Annotated in this window: 15 protein-coding genes and 1 pseudogene; 7 read left to right on the top strand and 9 right to left on the bottom strand. The window is 67.3% G+C overall.

What is annotated here, in order from left to right; translation table 11 throughout:
• Nucleotides 1–292 precede the first annotated feature (292 nt).
• Nucleotides 293–2,449 (top strand): glycosyltransferase family 4 protein, encoded by a 2,157-nt coding sequence (locus tag AC3A6B_RS24575; protein WP_487839265.1) that lies wholly within the window; start codon nucleotides 293–295, stop codon nucleotides 2,447–2,449.
• A gap of 15 nt (nucleotides 2,450–2,464) precedes the next feature.
• On the opposite strand, the gene AC3A6B_RS24570 is transcribed toward AC3A6B_RS24575, so the two are convergent.
• The 3 genes from AC3A6B_RS24570 to AC3A6B_RS24560 are packed head-to-tail and all read right to left on the bottom strand — an operon-like array spanning nucleotide 2,465 to nucleotide 5,397.
• Nucleotides 2,465–3,172 (bottom strand): ABC transporter ATP-binding protein, encoded by a 708-nt coding sequence (locus tag AC3A6B_RS24570; RefSeq protein WP_487839264.1) that lies wholly within the window; start codon nucleotides 3,170–3,172, stop codon nucleotides 2,465–2,467.
• Nucleotides 3,173–3,178: 6 nt separating this feature from the next.
• Nucleotides 3,179–3,982 carry an ABC transporter permease gene (locus AC3A6B_RS24565; protein ID WP_487839263.1) on the bottom strand — a complete coding sequence of 268 codons (804 nt, stop codon included), beginning with the start codon at nucleotides 3,980–3,982 and terminating at the stop codon, nucleotides 3,179–3,181.
• Nucleotides 3,979–5,397, bottom strand: a complete 1,419-nt coding sequence (locus tag AC3A6B_RS24560) for a mannose-1-phosphate guanylyltransferase/mannose-6-phosphate isomerase (protein WP_487839262.1) — start codon at nucleotides 5,395–5,397, stop codon at nucleotides 3,979–3,981. Before AC3A6B_RS24560 ends, AC3A6B_RS24565 begins: the two co-directional genes overlap by 4 nt.
• A 114-nt stretch (nucleotides 5,398–5,511) precedes the next feature.
• Between AC3A6B_RS24560 and AC3A6B_RS24555 the strand changes: the two genes are divergently transcribed.
• A complete protein-coding gene (locus AC3A6B_RS24555; protein ID WP_487839261.1) occupies nucleotides 5,512–6,495 on the top strand; it encodes a glycosyltransferase family 2 protein in 984 nt (327 codons plus the stop codon).
• A 17-nt stretch (nucleotides 6,496–6,512) separates the two neighbouring features.
• Here the strand turns inward: AC3A6B_RS24555 and AC3A6B_RS24550 are convergent, their stop codons facing one another.
• Entirely contained in the window at nucleotides 6,513–7,280 is a 768-nt protein-coding gene (locus tag AC3A6B_RS24550; protein WP_487839260.1) for a glycosyltransferase, read from the bottom strand.
• A gap of 44 nt (nucleotides 7,281–7,324) precedes the next feature.
• Here AC3A6B_RS24550 and AC3A6B_RS24545 point away from each other — a divergent pair, with 44 nt between their 5' ends.
• Nucleotides 7,325–8,419, top strand: a complete 1,095-nt coding sequence (locus tag AC3A6B_RS24545) for an MraY family glycosyltransferase (RefSeq protein WP_487839259.1) — start codon at nucleotides 7,325–7,327, stop codon at nucleotides 8,417–8,419.
• A gap of 43 nt (nucleotides 8,420–8,462) precedes the next feature.
• Nucleotides 8,463–9,356, top strand: coding sequence for an acetylglutamate kinase (argB, locus tag AC3A6B_RS24540; RefSeq protein WP_126837059.1), 894 nt, complete (start codon nucleotides 8,463–8,465; stop codon nucleotides 9,354–9,356).
• Between the two features lie 9 nt (nucleotides 9,357–9,365).
• Here the strand turns inward: argB and galE are convergent, their stop codons facing one another.
• On the bottom strand, nucleotides 9,366–10,385 hold the full coding sequence (galE, locus tag AC3A6B_RS24535) for a UDP-glucose 4-epimerase GalE (RefSeq protein ID WP_487839258.1): 1,020 nt from the start codon (nucleotides 10,383–10,385) through the stop codon (nucleotides 9,366–9,368).
• A 124-nt stretch (nucleotides 10,386–10,509) separates the two neighbouring features.
• Between galE and slmA the strand changes: the two genes are divergently transcribed.
• Both slmA and AC3A6B_RS24525 read left to right on the top strand, forming a co-directional pair.
• Nucleotides 10,510–11,157: a nucleoid occlusion factor SlmA gene (gene slmA, locus AC3A6B_RS24530; protein ID WP_487839257.1), complete on the top strand. Its 648-nt coding sequence runs from the start codon at nucleotides 10,510–10,512 to the stop codon at nucleotides 11,155–11,157.
• 113 nt (nucleotides 11,158–11,270) lie between these two features.
• Nucleotides 11,271–12,791, top strand: coding sequence for a catalase (locus AC3A6B_RS24525; RefSeq protein WP_487839256.1), 1,521 nt, complete (start codon nucleotides 11,271–11,273; stop codon nucleotides 12,789–12,791).
• On the opposite strand, the gene AC3A6B_RS24520 is transcribed toward AC3A6B_RS24525, so the two are convergent.
• The 3 genes from AC3A6B_RS24520 to AC3A6B_RS24510 all read right to left on the bottom strand — a co-directional run bounded on the left by AC3A6B_RS24520 (nucleotide 12,792) and on the right by AC3A6B_RS24510 (nucleotide 14,433).
• Nucleotides 12,792–13,301, bottom strand: a complete 510-nt coding sequence (locus AC3A6B_RS24520) for a BON domain-containing protein (RefSeq protein WP_487839255.1) — start codon at nucleotides 13,299–13,301, stop codon at nucleotides 12,792–12,794.
• A 17-nt stretch (nucleotides 13,302–13,318) separates the two neighbouring features.
• Entirely contained in the window at nucleotides 13,319–13,564 is a 246-nt protein-coding gene (locus AC3A6B_RS24515; protein ID WP_487839254.1) for a hypothetical protein, read from the bottom strand.
• Nucleotides 13,565–13,632: 68 nt separating this feature from the next.
• On the bottom strand, nucleotides 13,633–14,433 hold the full coding sequence (locus AC3A6B_RS24510; RefSeq protein ID WP_487839253.1) for a hypothetical protein: 801 nt from the start codon (nucleotides 14,431–14,433) through the stop codon (nucleotides 13,633–13,635).
• A gap of 204 nt (nucleotides 14,434–14,637) precedes the next feature.
• On the opposite strand from AC3A6B_RS24510, the gene AC3A6B_RS24505 reads away from it, so the two are divergent.
• Nucleotides 14,638–15,273, top strand: a complete 636-nt coding sequence (locus tag AC3A6B_RS24505) for a LysE family translocator (RefSeq protein ID WP_487839252.1) — start codon at nucleotides 14,638–14,640, stop codon at nucleotides 15,271–15,273.
• Here AC3A6B_RS24505 and AC3A6B_RS24500 read toward each other — a convergent pair.
• A pseudogene (locus tag AC3A6B_RS24500) lies at nucleotides 15,270–15,446 on the bottom strand (L-idonate 5-dehydrogenase); the annotation flags it as partial. The gene AC3A6B_RS24505 and the pseudogene AC3A6B_RS24500 sit on opposite strands and share 4 nt — an antisense overlap.

Below are 15,446 nucleotides of genomic sequence, written 5' to 3'. Positions count from 1 at the left end.
AGGTTCATCGCGCCCGAAACCTGCACGGCTTGACACGTGGGGAGCGTGAGAGAGGGCAGATGGAAATCTTCTGCAAAGCGGCGGATGGGCCGAAAGGTCATGGGTCTGACAGTGCCTGGGGATGCACTTCGTGTTAGTGCCTGGTCCGCGGGTGGCCGGACGGGGGCTTGTTCGGGAGGGCCCCCATTTTACGCGGCAGTCAGCAGGCCCCTGTCACATTCAGCAACGCAACTACACTGGCCCGCCGCCGCAGAAAAGCGGAGGAGCTCGCGGCCCGGACCGCGCCCATTGCATGAACAAGTTGATCGAATTTCTTCCGCTGCCGGCTCGCAGGGTGGCACGCGGCATCGGCTGGCTCGCCACGCCCTGGCGCATGCCGCAGCGCCTCCCGCTGATTCGCAAGCGCCTGGTCGCGTGGAATCGCCGTGCCAAGCTCGCGCCCCTGATCGAGCGCGAACGCGCCCGCGTCGCCCGGCGCGAGCGCGGCCTCGAAGTCGAGCATGCTGCGCTGCTCGACCTGTTCGACGATGCGCAGGTGGCGCAGGCCGCGGGGCTCGCGTTGAGCGCTGTCCATTGGCCCGCCATGGCAGCGCAGGACGTGACCGACCGGTGGACGGCCGCGCGCTTCCTGATCGATCTGTGGCGCCGCCGCGGCGACCTGCGCGAGCGTTGTCCGTCGGGCCTGAGCGATGGCTGCGATGGCACCCTGGGGCGCTGGCTCGAAGCGCAGGGCGGTGCCGAACTGGGCCTGAGCGAAGCCGCCGTTCGACAGCTCCTGGCCGCGCTCGATGCGGGCCTCTCGAACCGCCCGCGGCAGGTGTTCCTGGCCAGCAAGGTGTTCGAGTCGGTGCTGCCGCATGGCCTCACCCCGGCCGGCATGCGCGACCTCTTCGGCTGGTTCATGCGCTGCTATCGAAGCAGCCCTGATCTGCGTCGCGAAGAGATCTGGTGGCTGTTCCTCGAAGCCGCTGCGCTTCCGGCGCGTGAGCTCGTGCGCGCCCACGCATTCACCCGCGCCTGGCAAGAGCGCCATCCTGCCGGATCGACGGTCTTCGGCCGGGATGCCTTCGCCTCGTGGTTCGCCCGCGAGTACGGTGCGACGGGCGCATGGCTGGAGCCCTCGGCCTGGCCCGCGCCGATGGGGCCGGCCGATCAGATTCGACTGGGCTACCGCGCGAGCGAAGCCTGGCGGGCAGCCCACCCAGAAGCGCTGCAGGACGAGGCCGCAGCCAAGCGCCTGCTCGCCTGGCTTGCCTCGCCGGCGGCGGGCCTGGCTTCGCACGTGGCGCAGTGGTGCCGCGAACTCGACCCGCAGGCGATGGCCGTCGAGCTGGCCAAGCCCGGCCTCAACGTGCTTGGCCATTTCTGCTATCCCTCGGGACTTCGCGTGTCCGTGGAATCGATGGTGCAGGGGATGAACGCCGTCGGCACCCCTGCGTCACTGCGCGACGTCTGGACCGACATCAGCAACGACGATCCGCACCACGCGGACTATCACGGCATGGAGTGCCACGACGTCACGCTGATCCATGTGCAGCCGGAGCCCTTCTTCGACGATGCGTACGCCCGCGCGCAGCTGTTCGAGCGAAGGCCTCGCAGCTACCGCATCGCCTACTGGTACTGGGAATTCGATTCGATTCCCGAGGCGTGGGTGGCCCATGCGAAGGCGGTCGACGAAGTGTGGGCAGCCACCGAATTCGTGGCCCGCGGACTGCGTGCCCGCCTGCAGATCCCCGTGCGCACATTGTTTCCTGGCGTCAAGCTGGCGCCTTTCGAGCGGCGTGATCGCGCGCATTTCGGCCTGCCGGCCGAGGACGAGTTTCTCTTCCTGTTCACCTTCCACATGGTGAGCGTGATGGAACGCAAGAATCCGCTGGGCCTGATCCAGGCTTTCCGGCAGGCCTTCGGCAAGGATGATGCGGCACGCCTCGTCCTGAAAGCCTCCTTCGGCGACAGGCATCCGGCCCAGATGCAGGCGCTTCGTGATGCGGCCAAGGGCGCTCGCATCACCATCATCGACGAGGTCTACAGTCCCGACGAGGTGCTGTCGCTGATGGACGCCTGCGATGCCTACGTCTCGCTCCACCGCAGCGAAGGCCTGGGCCTGACGATGGCCGAGGCGATGTTGATGGGCAAGCCGGTGATCGCGACGAAGTTCTCGGGCAACGTGGACTTCATGGACGAGAGCAACAGCCTGCTGGTGCCCTGTGAACTCGTGAAACTCGACAAGCCAATTCCTCCCTACGACGCCGGCCTGGAATGGGCCGAGCCCTCGATCGACCATGCCGCCCGGCTGATGCGGCGGCTCTTCGATGACCGGGCCTGGGCCCGCGAGATCGGCGCCCGGGCCCAGGCCAGCGCCGAAGCCAATCTCTCGCTTGCGGCCGCGGGACGCAGGATCACCGCGCGCCTGGAAGAGATCGCGGCGCTGCGCCGCGCGGCCCTTTGAGGCCGTGGCCGGGCCCTACTGAGGTTGCTCGACGATCCGCCCGTGCTCGAGGTGGATCACCCGGTTGCATTCCTTGGCGATCAGGTCCGGCGAATGCGAGGCGAGCACCAAGATGCCGGCGTTGGAGACCACGTCCTTCATGCGCTGCTCGGCCTTGTGCGTGAACTCCGCATCGCCGACCGAAAGCCATTCGTCCATCAGCAGGATGTCGGCCTGCACGCTGGTCGAGATGGAGAAGGCCAATCGCATCATCATGCCGGTGGAATAGGTGCGCACCGGCATGTTCACGTATTCCCCGAGGCCGCTGAACTCGCAGATCTCCGGCGTGAGCGTGTCGATCTGCTTCTTGCTCATGCCCATCACGAGGCCACGCAGCATGATGTTCTCGATGCCGGTCGCGTCGGGCTCGATGCCGAGCGACGGGTCGATCAGGCTGGCCACGGTGCCTTGCCGCACGAACTCGCCGGCGGAAGGCTCGTAGACGCCGGCCAGCGTGCGAAGCAGCGTCGACTTGCCCGCGCCGTTGTGCCCGACGAGGCCCAGGCGGTCGCCGCTCTTCAGCTCGAGGTTGATGCCGCCCAAGGCCTGCACCACGTTGACCCCGGTCTCCTTGCCGAAGCGGCCGCCCGTCACCGACGCGGCCAGCGTCTTCTTGAAGGAGGCGGCACCTGCGCCGTAGATGGGAAAGTTGACCGAGACGTTCTTGAGAGAGATGAAAGCCATGTTCTGTTACAGCCAGTAGACGACGCGGCGGCGGTACTTCCTGAAGAGCAGGCTCGAAATGATCAGGCTCAAGGCGGTCCAGATGAGGATGCCCCACCAGTTGTGCGCGGCGGAAACACCGCCCATCAGCGGGGCGCGCAACAGATCCAGCATCTGCGCGAAGGGGTTGTAGAGGACATAGTGCGCGCGGCCAGGGAGGCTTTCCGGCAGCCAGAAGACGGGCGTCAGGAACATCAGCATCTGCATGACGCTGGTGACGATCTGGGTCACGTCGCGAAAGCGCGTGCAGACAAGGCCGAGCGCGAGTCCGAGCGCCTGTGCGTTGACCAGCACCAGCAGGAACGCGGGCACGAAGAGCAGCGCCGACCAAGAAAGCGAGATGCCTGCCCACAGGGCCACCGGCACGTAGAGCACGATCTGGTGAGCGAGCTGGATCAGGTTGCGCGACATGCTGCGCCAGACGAACAAGCTGATCGGGAAGTAACCCTGCTTGAGGTAGTTGCCTGAGCCGACGAACGCGTTGCACGAGTCCCCCACCATGCTCGCGAAAAAGCTCCAGAAGATAATGCCGAGCGCGAGGTGCGGAAAGAACTTCGACAGCTCGGTACCGAACAGTGCGCTGTACAGCGGCCCCATGCCGCCGATCATGGCGCCCATGCTGAGGGTCAGCCAGAGCGGCCCGAGCATCGAGCGCCGGTAGCGCAGCACGATGTCGAACCAGGCGAGGGTCCACCAGATGTCAGTGCGGCGGGTGCCTTCCCACCAGTCCGACCACGCGCTTCGATGCAGATTGGAGTGTGCCTGGCTCATGCGCGCCCGTAGGTGTCGGCAAGCCGCACGATGTCGTCTTCGCCGAGGTAGGCGCCGCACTGCACCTCGATGAGCACCAGCTCATCCTTGCCGACGTTGGTCAGGCGGTGCTTTTCCTTGAGCGGGATATAGCGATATTCGCCCGGTCGGGTGGGATGCTCGACGTCGCCGATCTGGACGATTGCGCTGCCTTGCACGACCACCCAGTGCTCTGCGCGCTGGTAGTGGTATTGCAGTGAGAGCGATTCGCCGGGCTTCACGGTGATGCGCTTGACCTTGTAGCCGTCCTCTTCCTTGAGCGACGCGTAGGTACCCCAGGGGCGGTGAACGACCGCAGGCAGGTGCACGGTCTCGTGCTTGCGACTCCTCAGCGTATCGACGACCTGTTTCACCTTCTGCGCGCTGTCCTTGTGCGCAACCAGCAGTGCGTCCGGCGTGTCGACGATCACGAGGTTCTGCACGCCGAGCGTGGCGACCACCTTCGGCCCATGGCTCTCGACCTGCACGTGCGTGCCGGTGGTATCGATCGCGACCGCATCGGCCGGCAGCGTGTTGCCGCTCGCGTCCGGCGTGTGCGCGTTCGAGACCGCGGGCCAGGAGCCGACGTCGCTCCAGGCGAACTTGGCGGGCACGACGTGCACATTGTCCGCGCGCTCCATCACCGCATAGTCGATGCTGATGTCCGGTTGCAGGCCGAAGTCATGCAGGTTGAAGTCGACCGTGTTGCCGGCCGGCTTCGACGAGTCGAGCGCGCGACGTGCCGCAGCCAGCACCTCGGGCGCGTGCCGCTCGAATGCGGAGACGATCGCATCCGCCGTGAAGCAGAACATGCCGCTGTTCCAGTAGTAGCGTCCGGTCGCGAGGTACTCCTGCGCCGTCTTGAGGTCGGGCTTCTCCACGAAGCGCTTGACCGGATGGCTTTCGCGCGAGAAGTGCTCGACTTCGACGTAGCCGAAGCCGCTGTCGGGGCTGGTGGGGCTGATGCCGAAAACCACCAGGTTGCCCTGCGCCGCGAGCCTGAAGGCCTGGCTCGCGCTGGCCACGAAAGCCTCGACGTCCGGCACCAGGTGATCCGCCGACAGCACCAGCATCAAGGTGTCGCCGCTGAACTGCTTGATGCACTGGAGCGCGGCCAGCGCGATCGCCGGGCCGGTGTTGCGGCCCTTGGGCTCCAGCAGCAACGTGGTCTCGGGCGGATCGGACATCTGCGCCAGCACGTCCTTGGTGAGGAACAGGTGGTCCTTGTTGGTCACGACCATCAGGTCGCCGGTGCCGCACGCCTGACCTCTTTCGATGGCTTGCTGCAGCAAGGTGGAGCCCCCGATCTTCATGAAGGGCTTGGGGAAAGCCTGGCGCGATGCCGGCCACAGCCTCGACCCGGCGCCGCCGGAGAGCACCACTGAAAGCAAACGCATGCCTTTTCCTTGTTTGTCTGAGAGCGAGGCGCGGATTTTACCGATCGGCCATGCGCCCATGCCCGAGCCGGGACAGGCGCAGCCCTTAAGATGCCGTCCTCATCCGGTTTTGCCTTGATCTCAGTCGCTCTCTGCACCCACAACGGCGCTCGCTACATCGGCGAACAGGTGCGCAGCATTTGTCTTCAGACGCTGCCGCCGCAGGAGATCGTCATCTCCGACGACGCCTCCACCGACGATGGCGTCGCAGTCGCGCTGGCAACGCTTCAAGAGTGTAAGCAGGCGAAACCGGAGCTCTCGATCGACGTGCGCGTCTTCGAGAACTCGCCGGCGTTGCGCGTAACCAAGAACTTCGAGCAGGCCGCGCGGGCTTGCAGAGGCGAGCTGATCGCGCTGAGCGACCAGGACGATGCGTGGCATCCCGAGCGCCTGGCGCGCATGGCTGCCGAGTTCGAGCGGCGTCCCGGGCTGCTGCTGCTGCATACCGATGCGCGGCTGGTGGGCGCAGACCGGCGCGATCTGGGCGAGTCGCTGTTCCATGCGCTCGAGGTCATGCCCTTCGAGCTCGACTGGCTCCACCGCAATCGCGCCTTCGATGTCTACCTGCGGCGCAACCTGGCCACCGGCGCGACGACGGTGTTCCGCCGGTCCTTGCTTGGGCATGCAACACCGTTTCCTGTCGAATGGCTGCATGATGAATGGCTGGCGATCATTGCCGCAGCCATCGGCGAGGTCGACGTGCTCGAAGACCAGCTCGTCGACTACCGGCAGCACGAGAACAACCAGATCGGCGCGAAGCGCGATTCGTACCTGCGCAAGGTTCAGAAGGCGCTCGCTTCGCGGGGCGACAGGAATGCAAAGCACGCGATCAAGGCCGAGCTGCTTCTTGCGCGACTGATCGCACTCGGCACCTTGGTGCCGGCCGAGACGATCACCAAGGTTCGCGAGAAGCTGGCGCACCAGCGCTTCCGTGCGGCCCTGCCCCCCGGGCGCTTGGCCCGCATCCTGCCGGTGGCCCGCGAAGCGTTGAAAGGGCGCTACGACAGGTTCGGACGCGGCGCGCGCGGTGTGGTGCGCGACCTGTTCGAATCGGCGTAGTCGCGCAGGCCGCGCCGCTAGGCGGCTCGCCCCCCGCGTCGCGCGCCCAGCTTGCGATAGCGCCAGAACGCTCCCGACACCCACACCCTCAGCAGGCTCGTCACATGCCAGTACAAATGCCGCAGGCTCGTTCGGCTGGCGCGCTGCGCATCGTGCAGCGCCGTCAGGTCCTCCGCCACCTGCAGCTTCCAGCCGGCGAGCCGGGTGCGCGCGCAGATGTCGAAGTCTTCCCCGTACATGAAGAAGCGCTCGTCGAAGCCGCCGACCTGACGGTAGGCCTCGCTGCGAAAGAGCATGAAGAGGCCGGGAATCCAGTCCGGCACCAGCGGGCGCACATAGTCCGGCTGCTTGCGCCGCAGGATCTCCAGCGGGGTGATGATCGCGCGATGCTGCTCCGGCTCGCTCTTGCCGGGCTCGAGGATGCGCGGGGTGAGCAGGCCGCTGTCGGGTGCGGCTTGCGCGATCAGCGGCGCCAGCACGTCGCGGTCGAAGCGGATGTCCGGGTTGAGCACGAGGAACCAGGGCGTGGTGCAGCGATCGAAAGCTTGATTGTGGTTGGCACCGAAGCCCAGGGGCACCGCGTTCTCGATGCGTTCGATCTCGAAACCCCAACGAGTGCCCGCCAGCAAGTCGGGCTCGGGGATGTTCAGCGTGAGCACGACCTTGGCCGTGAGCGCGCGGCTGAAGCGGTCCAGCTGCTCGAGCAGCGGGCGCACCAGATCGAGCTGACCATGGCTCACGATCGAGACCGTGACGGCGGGCGAGGAGGAGGGGGAGGTGGACATGGTCTAATTTCGCTCGGGGATTCTAGGGTTCCCGATTTCCATCCATGCTTACCCTGATCGTCATCAGCTTTCTGGTCTCCGCCATTTCGGTGCTGTTCTTCATGCGCCGGGCGCGCCGCCATGCGCGGCGCTACGGCACCGACATGCCGCAGCGCTTCCACAAGGGCCACGTGCCGCGGCTGGGCGGCGCCGGCATCTTCCTCGGCACGGGGGCCGCCTGGCTGGTGGCGGGCATACCGTCCGATCCCTTCAACGTCTCGTGGCCGCTCAAGGCCTCCGCCTTCACGCTGCTGTGCATCGCGCCGGCCGTGCTGGGCGGCATCATCGAGGACCTGACCCAGCGGGTCTCGGTGCGCTACCGGCTCGGGCTCACCATCGGCTCGGCGCTGCTCGTGTGCTGGCTGCTCGGCCTCGGCGTCTCGCGCACCGGCATCGGCTTGGTCGACGGCTGGCTGCAGGCTTGGCCCTACGCGGCGATCCTGTTCGCGGCCTTCGCCATCGGCGGCCTGCCGCATGCTTTCAACATCATCGACGGCTACAACGGCCTGGCCGGTACCGTGGCCGTGCTGGTGTGCCTCGCGGTCTCGCACGTGGCGCTGCAGGTCGGCGACCGGCAGCTCGCCGCCATGGTGATCTGCCTGGTGGGCGCAACGGCGGGCTTCCTGGTCTGGAACTACCCGCGCGGCAAGATCTTCGCCGGCGACGGCGGCGCCTATGTCTGGGGCATGGTGATCGCCATCGCCGTGGTGACGCTGGTGCAGCGGCATCGCGTCGTCTCGCCCTGGTTCCCGATGCTGCTCCTGATCTACCCGGTGTGGGAGACGGTGTTCTCCATCTACCGCAAGCTGGCGCGCGGCCAGTCGCCGGGCGATGCCGACGCGCTGCATTTCCATCAGCTGATCTTCCGGCGCATCGTCCGCGTGGCTTTCGCGGACGACGAGGCCCGGCAGCTGCTGGCGCGCAACAACCGCACCTCGCCCTACCTGTGGATCTTCGCGGCGCTAACCGTGGTGCCGGCCGTGCTGTTCTGGAACAACACGCCGGTGCTGATGGCCTTCTGCGCGCTGTTCGTCGCCACCTACGTCGCGGCCTACCTCATGATCGTGCGCTTCAAGGTTCCGCGCTGGCTCCGGCCCTGAGTTCCGTCACAATCCGCCGCATCCGTCTACTCCACCGCCGACCATGACCGATCCCGTCCTCAACATCCCCCCGCGCGACAAGGCCGAGATCCTGGCGCAGGCGCTGCCGTACATCCGCAAATTCCACGGCAAGACCATCGTCATCAAGTACGGCGGCAACGCCATGACCGACCCGGCGCTGCAGGCCGATTTCGCCGAGGACGTGGTGCTGCTCAAGCTGGTCGGCATGAACCCGGTGGTGGTGCACGGCGGCGGCCCGCAGATCGAGGCGGCGCTCAATCGGCTCGGCAAGAAGGGCCACTTCATCCAGGGCATGCGCGTGACCGATTCCGAGACCATGGAGGTGGTCGAGTGGGTGCTGGCCGGCGAGGTGCAGCAGGACATCGTGGGCCTGATCAACCAGGCCGGCGGCAAGGCGGTGGGCCTCACCGGGCGCGACGGCGGCCTGATCCGCGCGCAGAAGCTCAAGATGGCGGACCGCAACGACCCCAACCTGCATCACGACGTCGGCCAGGTCGGCGACATCGTCTCGATCGACCCGAGCGTGGTCAAGGCGCTGCAGGACGATGCCTTCATCCCGGTCGTGAGCCCGATCGGCTTCGGCGAGGAGAACGAGAGCTACAACATCAACGCCGACGTCGTGGCCGGCAAGCTCGCCACCGTGCTGAAGGCCGAGAAGCTCATGCTGCTCACCAACACGCCCGGCGTGCTCGACAAGAACGGCAAGCTGCTGACCAACCTGAGCGCGCGCGAAATCGACGACCTGTTCGCCGACGGCACCATCTCCGGCGGCATGCTGCCGAAGATCGAAGGCGCGCTCGATGCCGCCAAGAGCGGCGTCAATACCGTGCACATCATCGACGGGCGGGTGCCGCATGCGATGCTGCTGGAGATCCTCACCGACCAGGCCTACGGCACGATGATCCGTGCCCGCTGAGCGACGGCCTCAGCTCTCGTAGCCCCTCGGATTCCCCTGCTGCCAGCGCCAGCTGTCCGCGCACATCTGCTCCAGCCCGCGCTGCGCGCGCCAGCCCAGCGTGGCCTGCGCGAGCGAAGGGTCGCCCCAGTAGGCCGGCACGTCGCCGGGCCGGCGCGGGCCGATCTCGTAGGCGATGGTCTTGCCGCTGGCGCGTTCGAAGGCCTTCACCACCTCCAGCACCGAGGCGCCCCGGCCGGTGCCCAGGTTGAGGGTGACCAGGCCGGGCTGCTGCTCGGCATGTCGCAGCGCCGCCACGTGGCCCTCGGCCAGGTCCATCACGTGCACATAGTCGCGCACGCCGGTGCCGTCGGGCGTCGGGTAGTCGCCGCCGTGCACCGCGAGCTTGTCGCGCAGCCCCACGGCCACCTGGGAGACGAAGGGCATCAGGTTGTTGGGCTTGCCCTGCGGATGCTCGCCGATCAGGCCGCTCTCGTGCGCGCCGACCGGGTTGAAATAGCGCAGCAGCGCGATGCGCCAGGCCGGGTGCGCATGCTGCAGGTCGGCCAGGGCCTGCTCGACCATCCGCTTCGAGTGGCCGTAAGGGTTGGCCGGCCTGAGCGCCGCGCTTTCCGGGATCGGCGAACTGTCGGGGTCGCCATAGACGGTGGCCGAGGACGAGAAGATCAGCGTGCGCACGCCCGCCGCCTGCATCGCTGCCGCCAGCACGAAGCTGCCGTGCACGTTGTTGTCGTAGTAGGCGATCGGGTCGGCGACCGAGTCGCCCACGGCTTTCAGGCCCGCGAAGTGGATCACGCCGCCGATGGGCTGTTCGCGGAACAGCTTGTCGAGCAGCGCGCGATCGCGCACGTCGCCTTCGATGAAGCGCGGCGCGGCGCCGATGATGCGCGCCAGCCGGTCGAGGACACGCACATCGCTGTTGCCGAGGTTGTCCAGAATCAGCGGCGTGTAACCGGCCGCTGCCAGCGCCACGCAGGTGTGGCTGCCGATGAAGCCGGCTCCGCCGGTCACGAGAATCGTCGAACCCATCGTTTTTCTTTCGCTGATTGTGTGAAAAAAGCCCACCCATTCTGCGCGACGTACAGTGCATGCCCGGTTGGCACGCGCTCACTGCGCTGTGCGAGAATCAATTTTTTACATTTTGCACGCGCCCATGCAGAACGATGAGACAAGCGCCCCGCGCGCTGAAGACAGCAGTTCAGGTCCGGTCGCCGTACCGACGCGCAAACGCCCCAAGCCGGGCGAGCGGCGCGTGCAGATCCTCCAGGCCCTGGCCGCCATGCTCGAACAGCCGGGCGCCGAGCGCGTGACGACCGCGGCGCTCGCGGCCCGGCTCGACGTCAGCGAGGCCGCGCTGTACCGCCACTTCGCGAGCAAGGCGCAGATGTTCGAGGGCCTGATCGACTTCATCGAGCAGAGCGTGTTCACGCTGATCAACCAGATCACCGAGCGCGAGGCGCCGGGCCACGAGCAGGCCGCGCGAGTGGTCGCGATGCTGGTGCAGTTCGCGGAGAAGAACCCGGGCATGACCCGCGTGATGGTGGGCGATGCGCTGGTCTACGAGAACGAGCGCCTGCAAAACCGCATGAACCAGTTCTTCGACAAGATCGAGTCCACCTTGCGCCAGTCGCTGCGCGGCGCGGCGGCGGCCGATGGCTCGGCCACGCCGAGTGTCGATGCGCAGGTGCGGGCCTCGACGCTCACGGCCTTCGTGGTCGGGCGCCTGCAGCGCTTCGCGCGCTCTGGGTTCCGGCGTGCGCCCTCCGAGCATCTGGAAGCCGCGGTCGCGCTGATGCTCTGACCCGTCCCCGAAGAGGTGGTCGCCTATCGCCGGGATAGCGCGATGTCATCCCCGTGCAGCGTGTTCATGGCCAGAATCGAAGGCCCCTGAACACTGCACCAAGGACAAGCCCCATGACCGAATCCCGCAAGCTCACCACCGAAAGCGGCGCCCCCGTCGAGAACAACCAGCAGTCGCAGACCGCCGGCCCCAACGGCCCGGTGCTGATGCAGGACCACCACCTGATCGAGAAGCTCGCGCGCTTCGACCGCGAGCGCATTCCTGAGCGCGTGGTGCACGCGCGCGGATCGGGCGCTTTCGGCACTTTCGAGGTGACGGCGGACGTCACGAAGTGGACCAAGGCCCGCTTCCTGAGCCAGGTCGGCAAGAAGACCGAGGTGCTGGCCCGCTTCTCGACCGTGGCGCTCGAGCTCGGCTCGGCCGACACCGTGCGCGACCCGCGCGGCTTCGCGCTCAAGTTCTACACCGAAGAGGGCAACTACGACCTGGTCGGCAACAACACGCCGATCTTCTTCATCCGCGATCCGCTCAAGTTCCCCGACTTCATCCACTCGCAGAAGCGCGACCCCTACAGCCACGTGCAGGAGCCCAACAACGCCTGGGACTTCTTCTCGCATTCGCCCGAAGCCACGCACCAGTTCACCTGGCTGTTCGGCGACCGCGGCATCCCGAAGAGCTACCGCCACATGGACGGCTTCGGCTCGCACACCTTCCAGTGGGTCAACGCCAAGGGCGAGGCCTTCTGGGTCAAGTACCACTTCAAGACGAATCAGGGCATCGACTGCTTCACGGCCGAAGAGGCGCAGCGCGTGGGAGGCGAGAACCCGAACCACCATCACCTCGACCTCCTGCATTCCATCGAGCGCGGCGAGTTCCCGAGCTGGCGCGTGCAGGTCCAGGTCATGCCGGTGGCCGAGGCGCAGAACTACCGCTTCAATCCCTTCGACCTGACCAAGGTCTGGTCGCACAAGGACTACCCGAAGATCGACATCGGCACCCTCACGCTCAACCGCAACCCCGACAACTACTTCGCCGAGATCGAGCAGGCGGCCTTCAACCCCGCCAACTTCGTGCCGGGCATCGGCCCCTCGCCCGACAAGATGCTGCAGGGACGCCTCTTCAGCTACGGCGACACCCAGCGCTACCGCCTGGGCATCAACCACACGCAGCTGCCGGTGAACTGTCCCCATGCCACGAAAGCCGCCAACTACGGTCGCGACGGGGCCATGCGCTACGACAACGGCGGCCGCGCGCCGAACTACGAGCCCAACAGCTTCAGCGATGCGCCCAAGCAGAGCAACGAGCCCGTGTACGCGCCGCTCGAGATCCACGGCTGGACCGGCAGCCACGCCTGGACGAAGCATCCAGCGGACACCGACTTCGTGCAGGCCGGCGACCTCTATCGCCTGATGGACGAAGCCGCCAGGAGCCGCCTGGTCGCCAGCATCGCCGGCAGCCTCGGCGCCGTGACGCGGCAGGACATCATCGACCGCGCGATCAACCACTTCCGCCAGGCCGATGCCGACTACGGCGAGCGCGTGCACAACGCGGTGCGTGCCGTGCAGGCGCGCATCAAGGGCGATGAAGTGACGATCCAGGTCGGCAAGCCGGCGCACGCCAGCAGCCAGAGCTGATCAGTTCGTCGCGGTCACGTCGAGCCGGTTGTCGACCGAGCTGACGCCCTTCACGGCGCGGGCGATGGTCTCCGCCCGCGCCTTGGCTTCGGTGCTCGGCGCGGGGCCGGCGAGCTGTACCGTGCCGGCGTTGGTGCGCACGTCGATGCGCCGGGCGCTCAGCTCCGGGTCGCGTGCGAGCGCGGCGGTGACCGATGCCGTGATCGCGGCGTCGTCCGTCTTGGCCGTCAATGTGTCGCCGGCGTTCTTCAGCGCATCCTTGGCCGCCGCGACGTCCCGCTTCACTTCGGGCGATTCGAAGTAGGCCTTGGTGTTGTCGCGTGCCTTCTCCGCCAGCTCGGCGGCCTTGCGCGCGGCGGCCACGGTCGCGTCCTTGGTCTTCTCCACTGCGGCGTCGACATTTCTTTCGGCGTTCTGGTTGCTGGCCTCGTCGCTGCACGCCGCCAGCGACAGGATGGCGGCCGCCGTGCACAGCGCCAGCCGGCCCGGTTTCAGTGCTCGCGGATTCATCGTCGTTCTCCCTTGCTTCATCGGCGGCGCACCCTGTCCAGCATCGAGGCGAGGCGCGCCACGCCGCCGGTGCCGCTCGCCGCGCGGCCGATGAAGGCGCCGGCCGCAGCGCCGATCAAGGCCCGGCCGAGGATCGAGCGGCTGCGCCCCGTTGCCATCAGCAACAGCAGGCCGGCGCCGAGCACGATCAGATGTTCACCCGGCAGATCGGGACGGCGCGCGTCCGCGGCCTGGAGCGTCGCGAGCCAGGATTTTCTTTCCATGAGAGATCCTCGTTCAAAGACCTCTTCATAGACGAAGACTCCGAACGCGGATGTAGGCGTCCGTCCGCTCAGTTGATCAGAAACAGATTGCGGCGCGCTTCGTCCTGGCGGCGCTGGCGCAGCGGCTTCTTGCACTGCGAGAGCTGGGCGTTGCCCGGCTGGGCGCAGCGGTTGTTGACGCAGACGGCGTGCGAAATGAAGTTGCGTCCATCGCATGCCGCGAGCGGCCCGTGCGCCGGGCGCCGGAAGCTCGCCGCATGCGCTGCCGGCGGGGGCGCCGAGGTCTTGCGCGCGGCCTGGGCGAGGGCGCGCGGCTCGCGCTTCGGCGCGGGGCTCGCCGCCGGCGCCGCCGGCCGTTCATCGACGAACACCGCAGCCGTCGGCTTCTCGCTCGAGGCGGCGGCATGGAAGCTCGAACCCATCGCCGGGAGCGCGACGGGAACCACGCTGGGCGCAGCCACCGGCATCACGGTCGGGGCCGATGCGGCCGTCGCGGCCGGCGGCGGCTCCACCGTCGCGCCGCCGCCGTACCAGAGCCCGAGCAAGGCAAGCATCGTGGCCAGCGCCGCGCTGAAGCCCAGCACCGAAATCGCGAGCGTCAGCGCGGTAGGCGTGCGCTCGTCGTCGATGCCCGGCGCGTGCGAAGCGTGGTCTGCGGCGGCGCCGGCCGCATAGAAGGCCGGCAGCTTGCCCGCGCAGCCTTTGCAGAACAGCGCGGATTCGCGGTTGATGGTCCGGCAGGTCTCGCAGACCACGGTGGTCGACTGGTTACTGTGCAGCAGCATTCTCGACAGGTCGATCAAGCCGCCGAAGGCTTCTGTAGCCACCGGGCTGGGTGAGGAGATGAAGTTTGCGGTTAGGGCGACCATGGTGAGCTCTTCGCGTCAAGGCATTGAAGTACCGGTTCCCGAAACGCCGATCTCCTTCTTCGCCGGAGCTCGACAATCGAATTAACGAAGTCTCGATGCGGTGCCCGCTTCGGAGAACGGCCGCAGCAGATGTAGGACGGAAGGCTGCGGCGATACGCCCTGCAACAAGCGCTCCGCCCGCTCGCTTCGGCTAAGCTGCGCGGCATGAACACCGCAACCCTGCTCGTCTTCGCTTTTGTCGCGCTGGTGGCCATCGCCACGCCCGGTCCCACCGTGCTGCTCGCACTCGCCAACGGCTCGCGTTTCGGCGTGCGGCGCTCGCTGCCCGGCATGCTGGGCGCGGTCGCTTCCGACTTCGTGCTCGTGGGCGCGGTGGCGCTCGGCCTCGGCGCCTTGCTGGCCGCGTCGGAGTTCTGGTTCTCGGTGCTCAAATGGGTGGGCGCGGCCTACCTGACCTGGCTCGGCATCCGGCTGCTGCGCTCGCAGGGCGGGCTTGACCTCTCACGACAGGAAGGCGAGGTGCCGAGCGGCGCGACGCCGCGGGCCATCTTCGCCAAGTCCTTTCTGGTGGCCGTGACCAATCCCAAGGGCTATCTCTTCTGCTCGGCGCTGATGCCGCAGTTCATCGATCCGGGCGCGGCGCAGTGGCCGCAGTACGCGGCCATCGGGATCGTGTTCGCGGGCCTCGACTTCTCGGTGATGCTGGCCTATGCCGTGATCGGCGCGCGCGCCGTCAAGCTGCTGCGGCAGCGCGCGGTGCTGTGGCTGGACCGCTGCTGCGGCGGCGCGCTGCTGGCGTTGGCGGGGTCGCTGGCCTTCTACCGGCGCAGCGCGAGCTAGTCGAAGTTCAGCAGCACCTTCATCGCCTGCGAGCGATCGGCCGCCAGTGCAAAGGCGCGCGCCGAGTCGCGGTAGGACAAGGTCGCCGAGATCAGTGGCTTCACGTCGACCAGCCCCTTGTTGAGCAGCTCCACCGCCACCGCGAACTCCTCGTGGAAGCGGAAGGCCCCGCG

The sequence above is a fragment of the Variovorax sp. Soil_C_33 genome (assembly GCF_057656935.1).
Note: the sequence above shows the minus strand (reverse complement) of the source record. Positions and strands in the feature narration are given on the sequence as shown.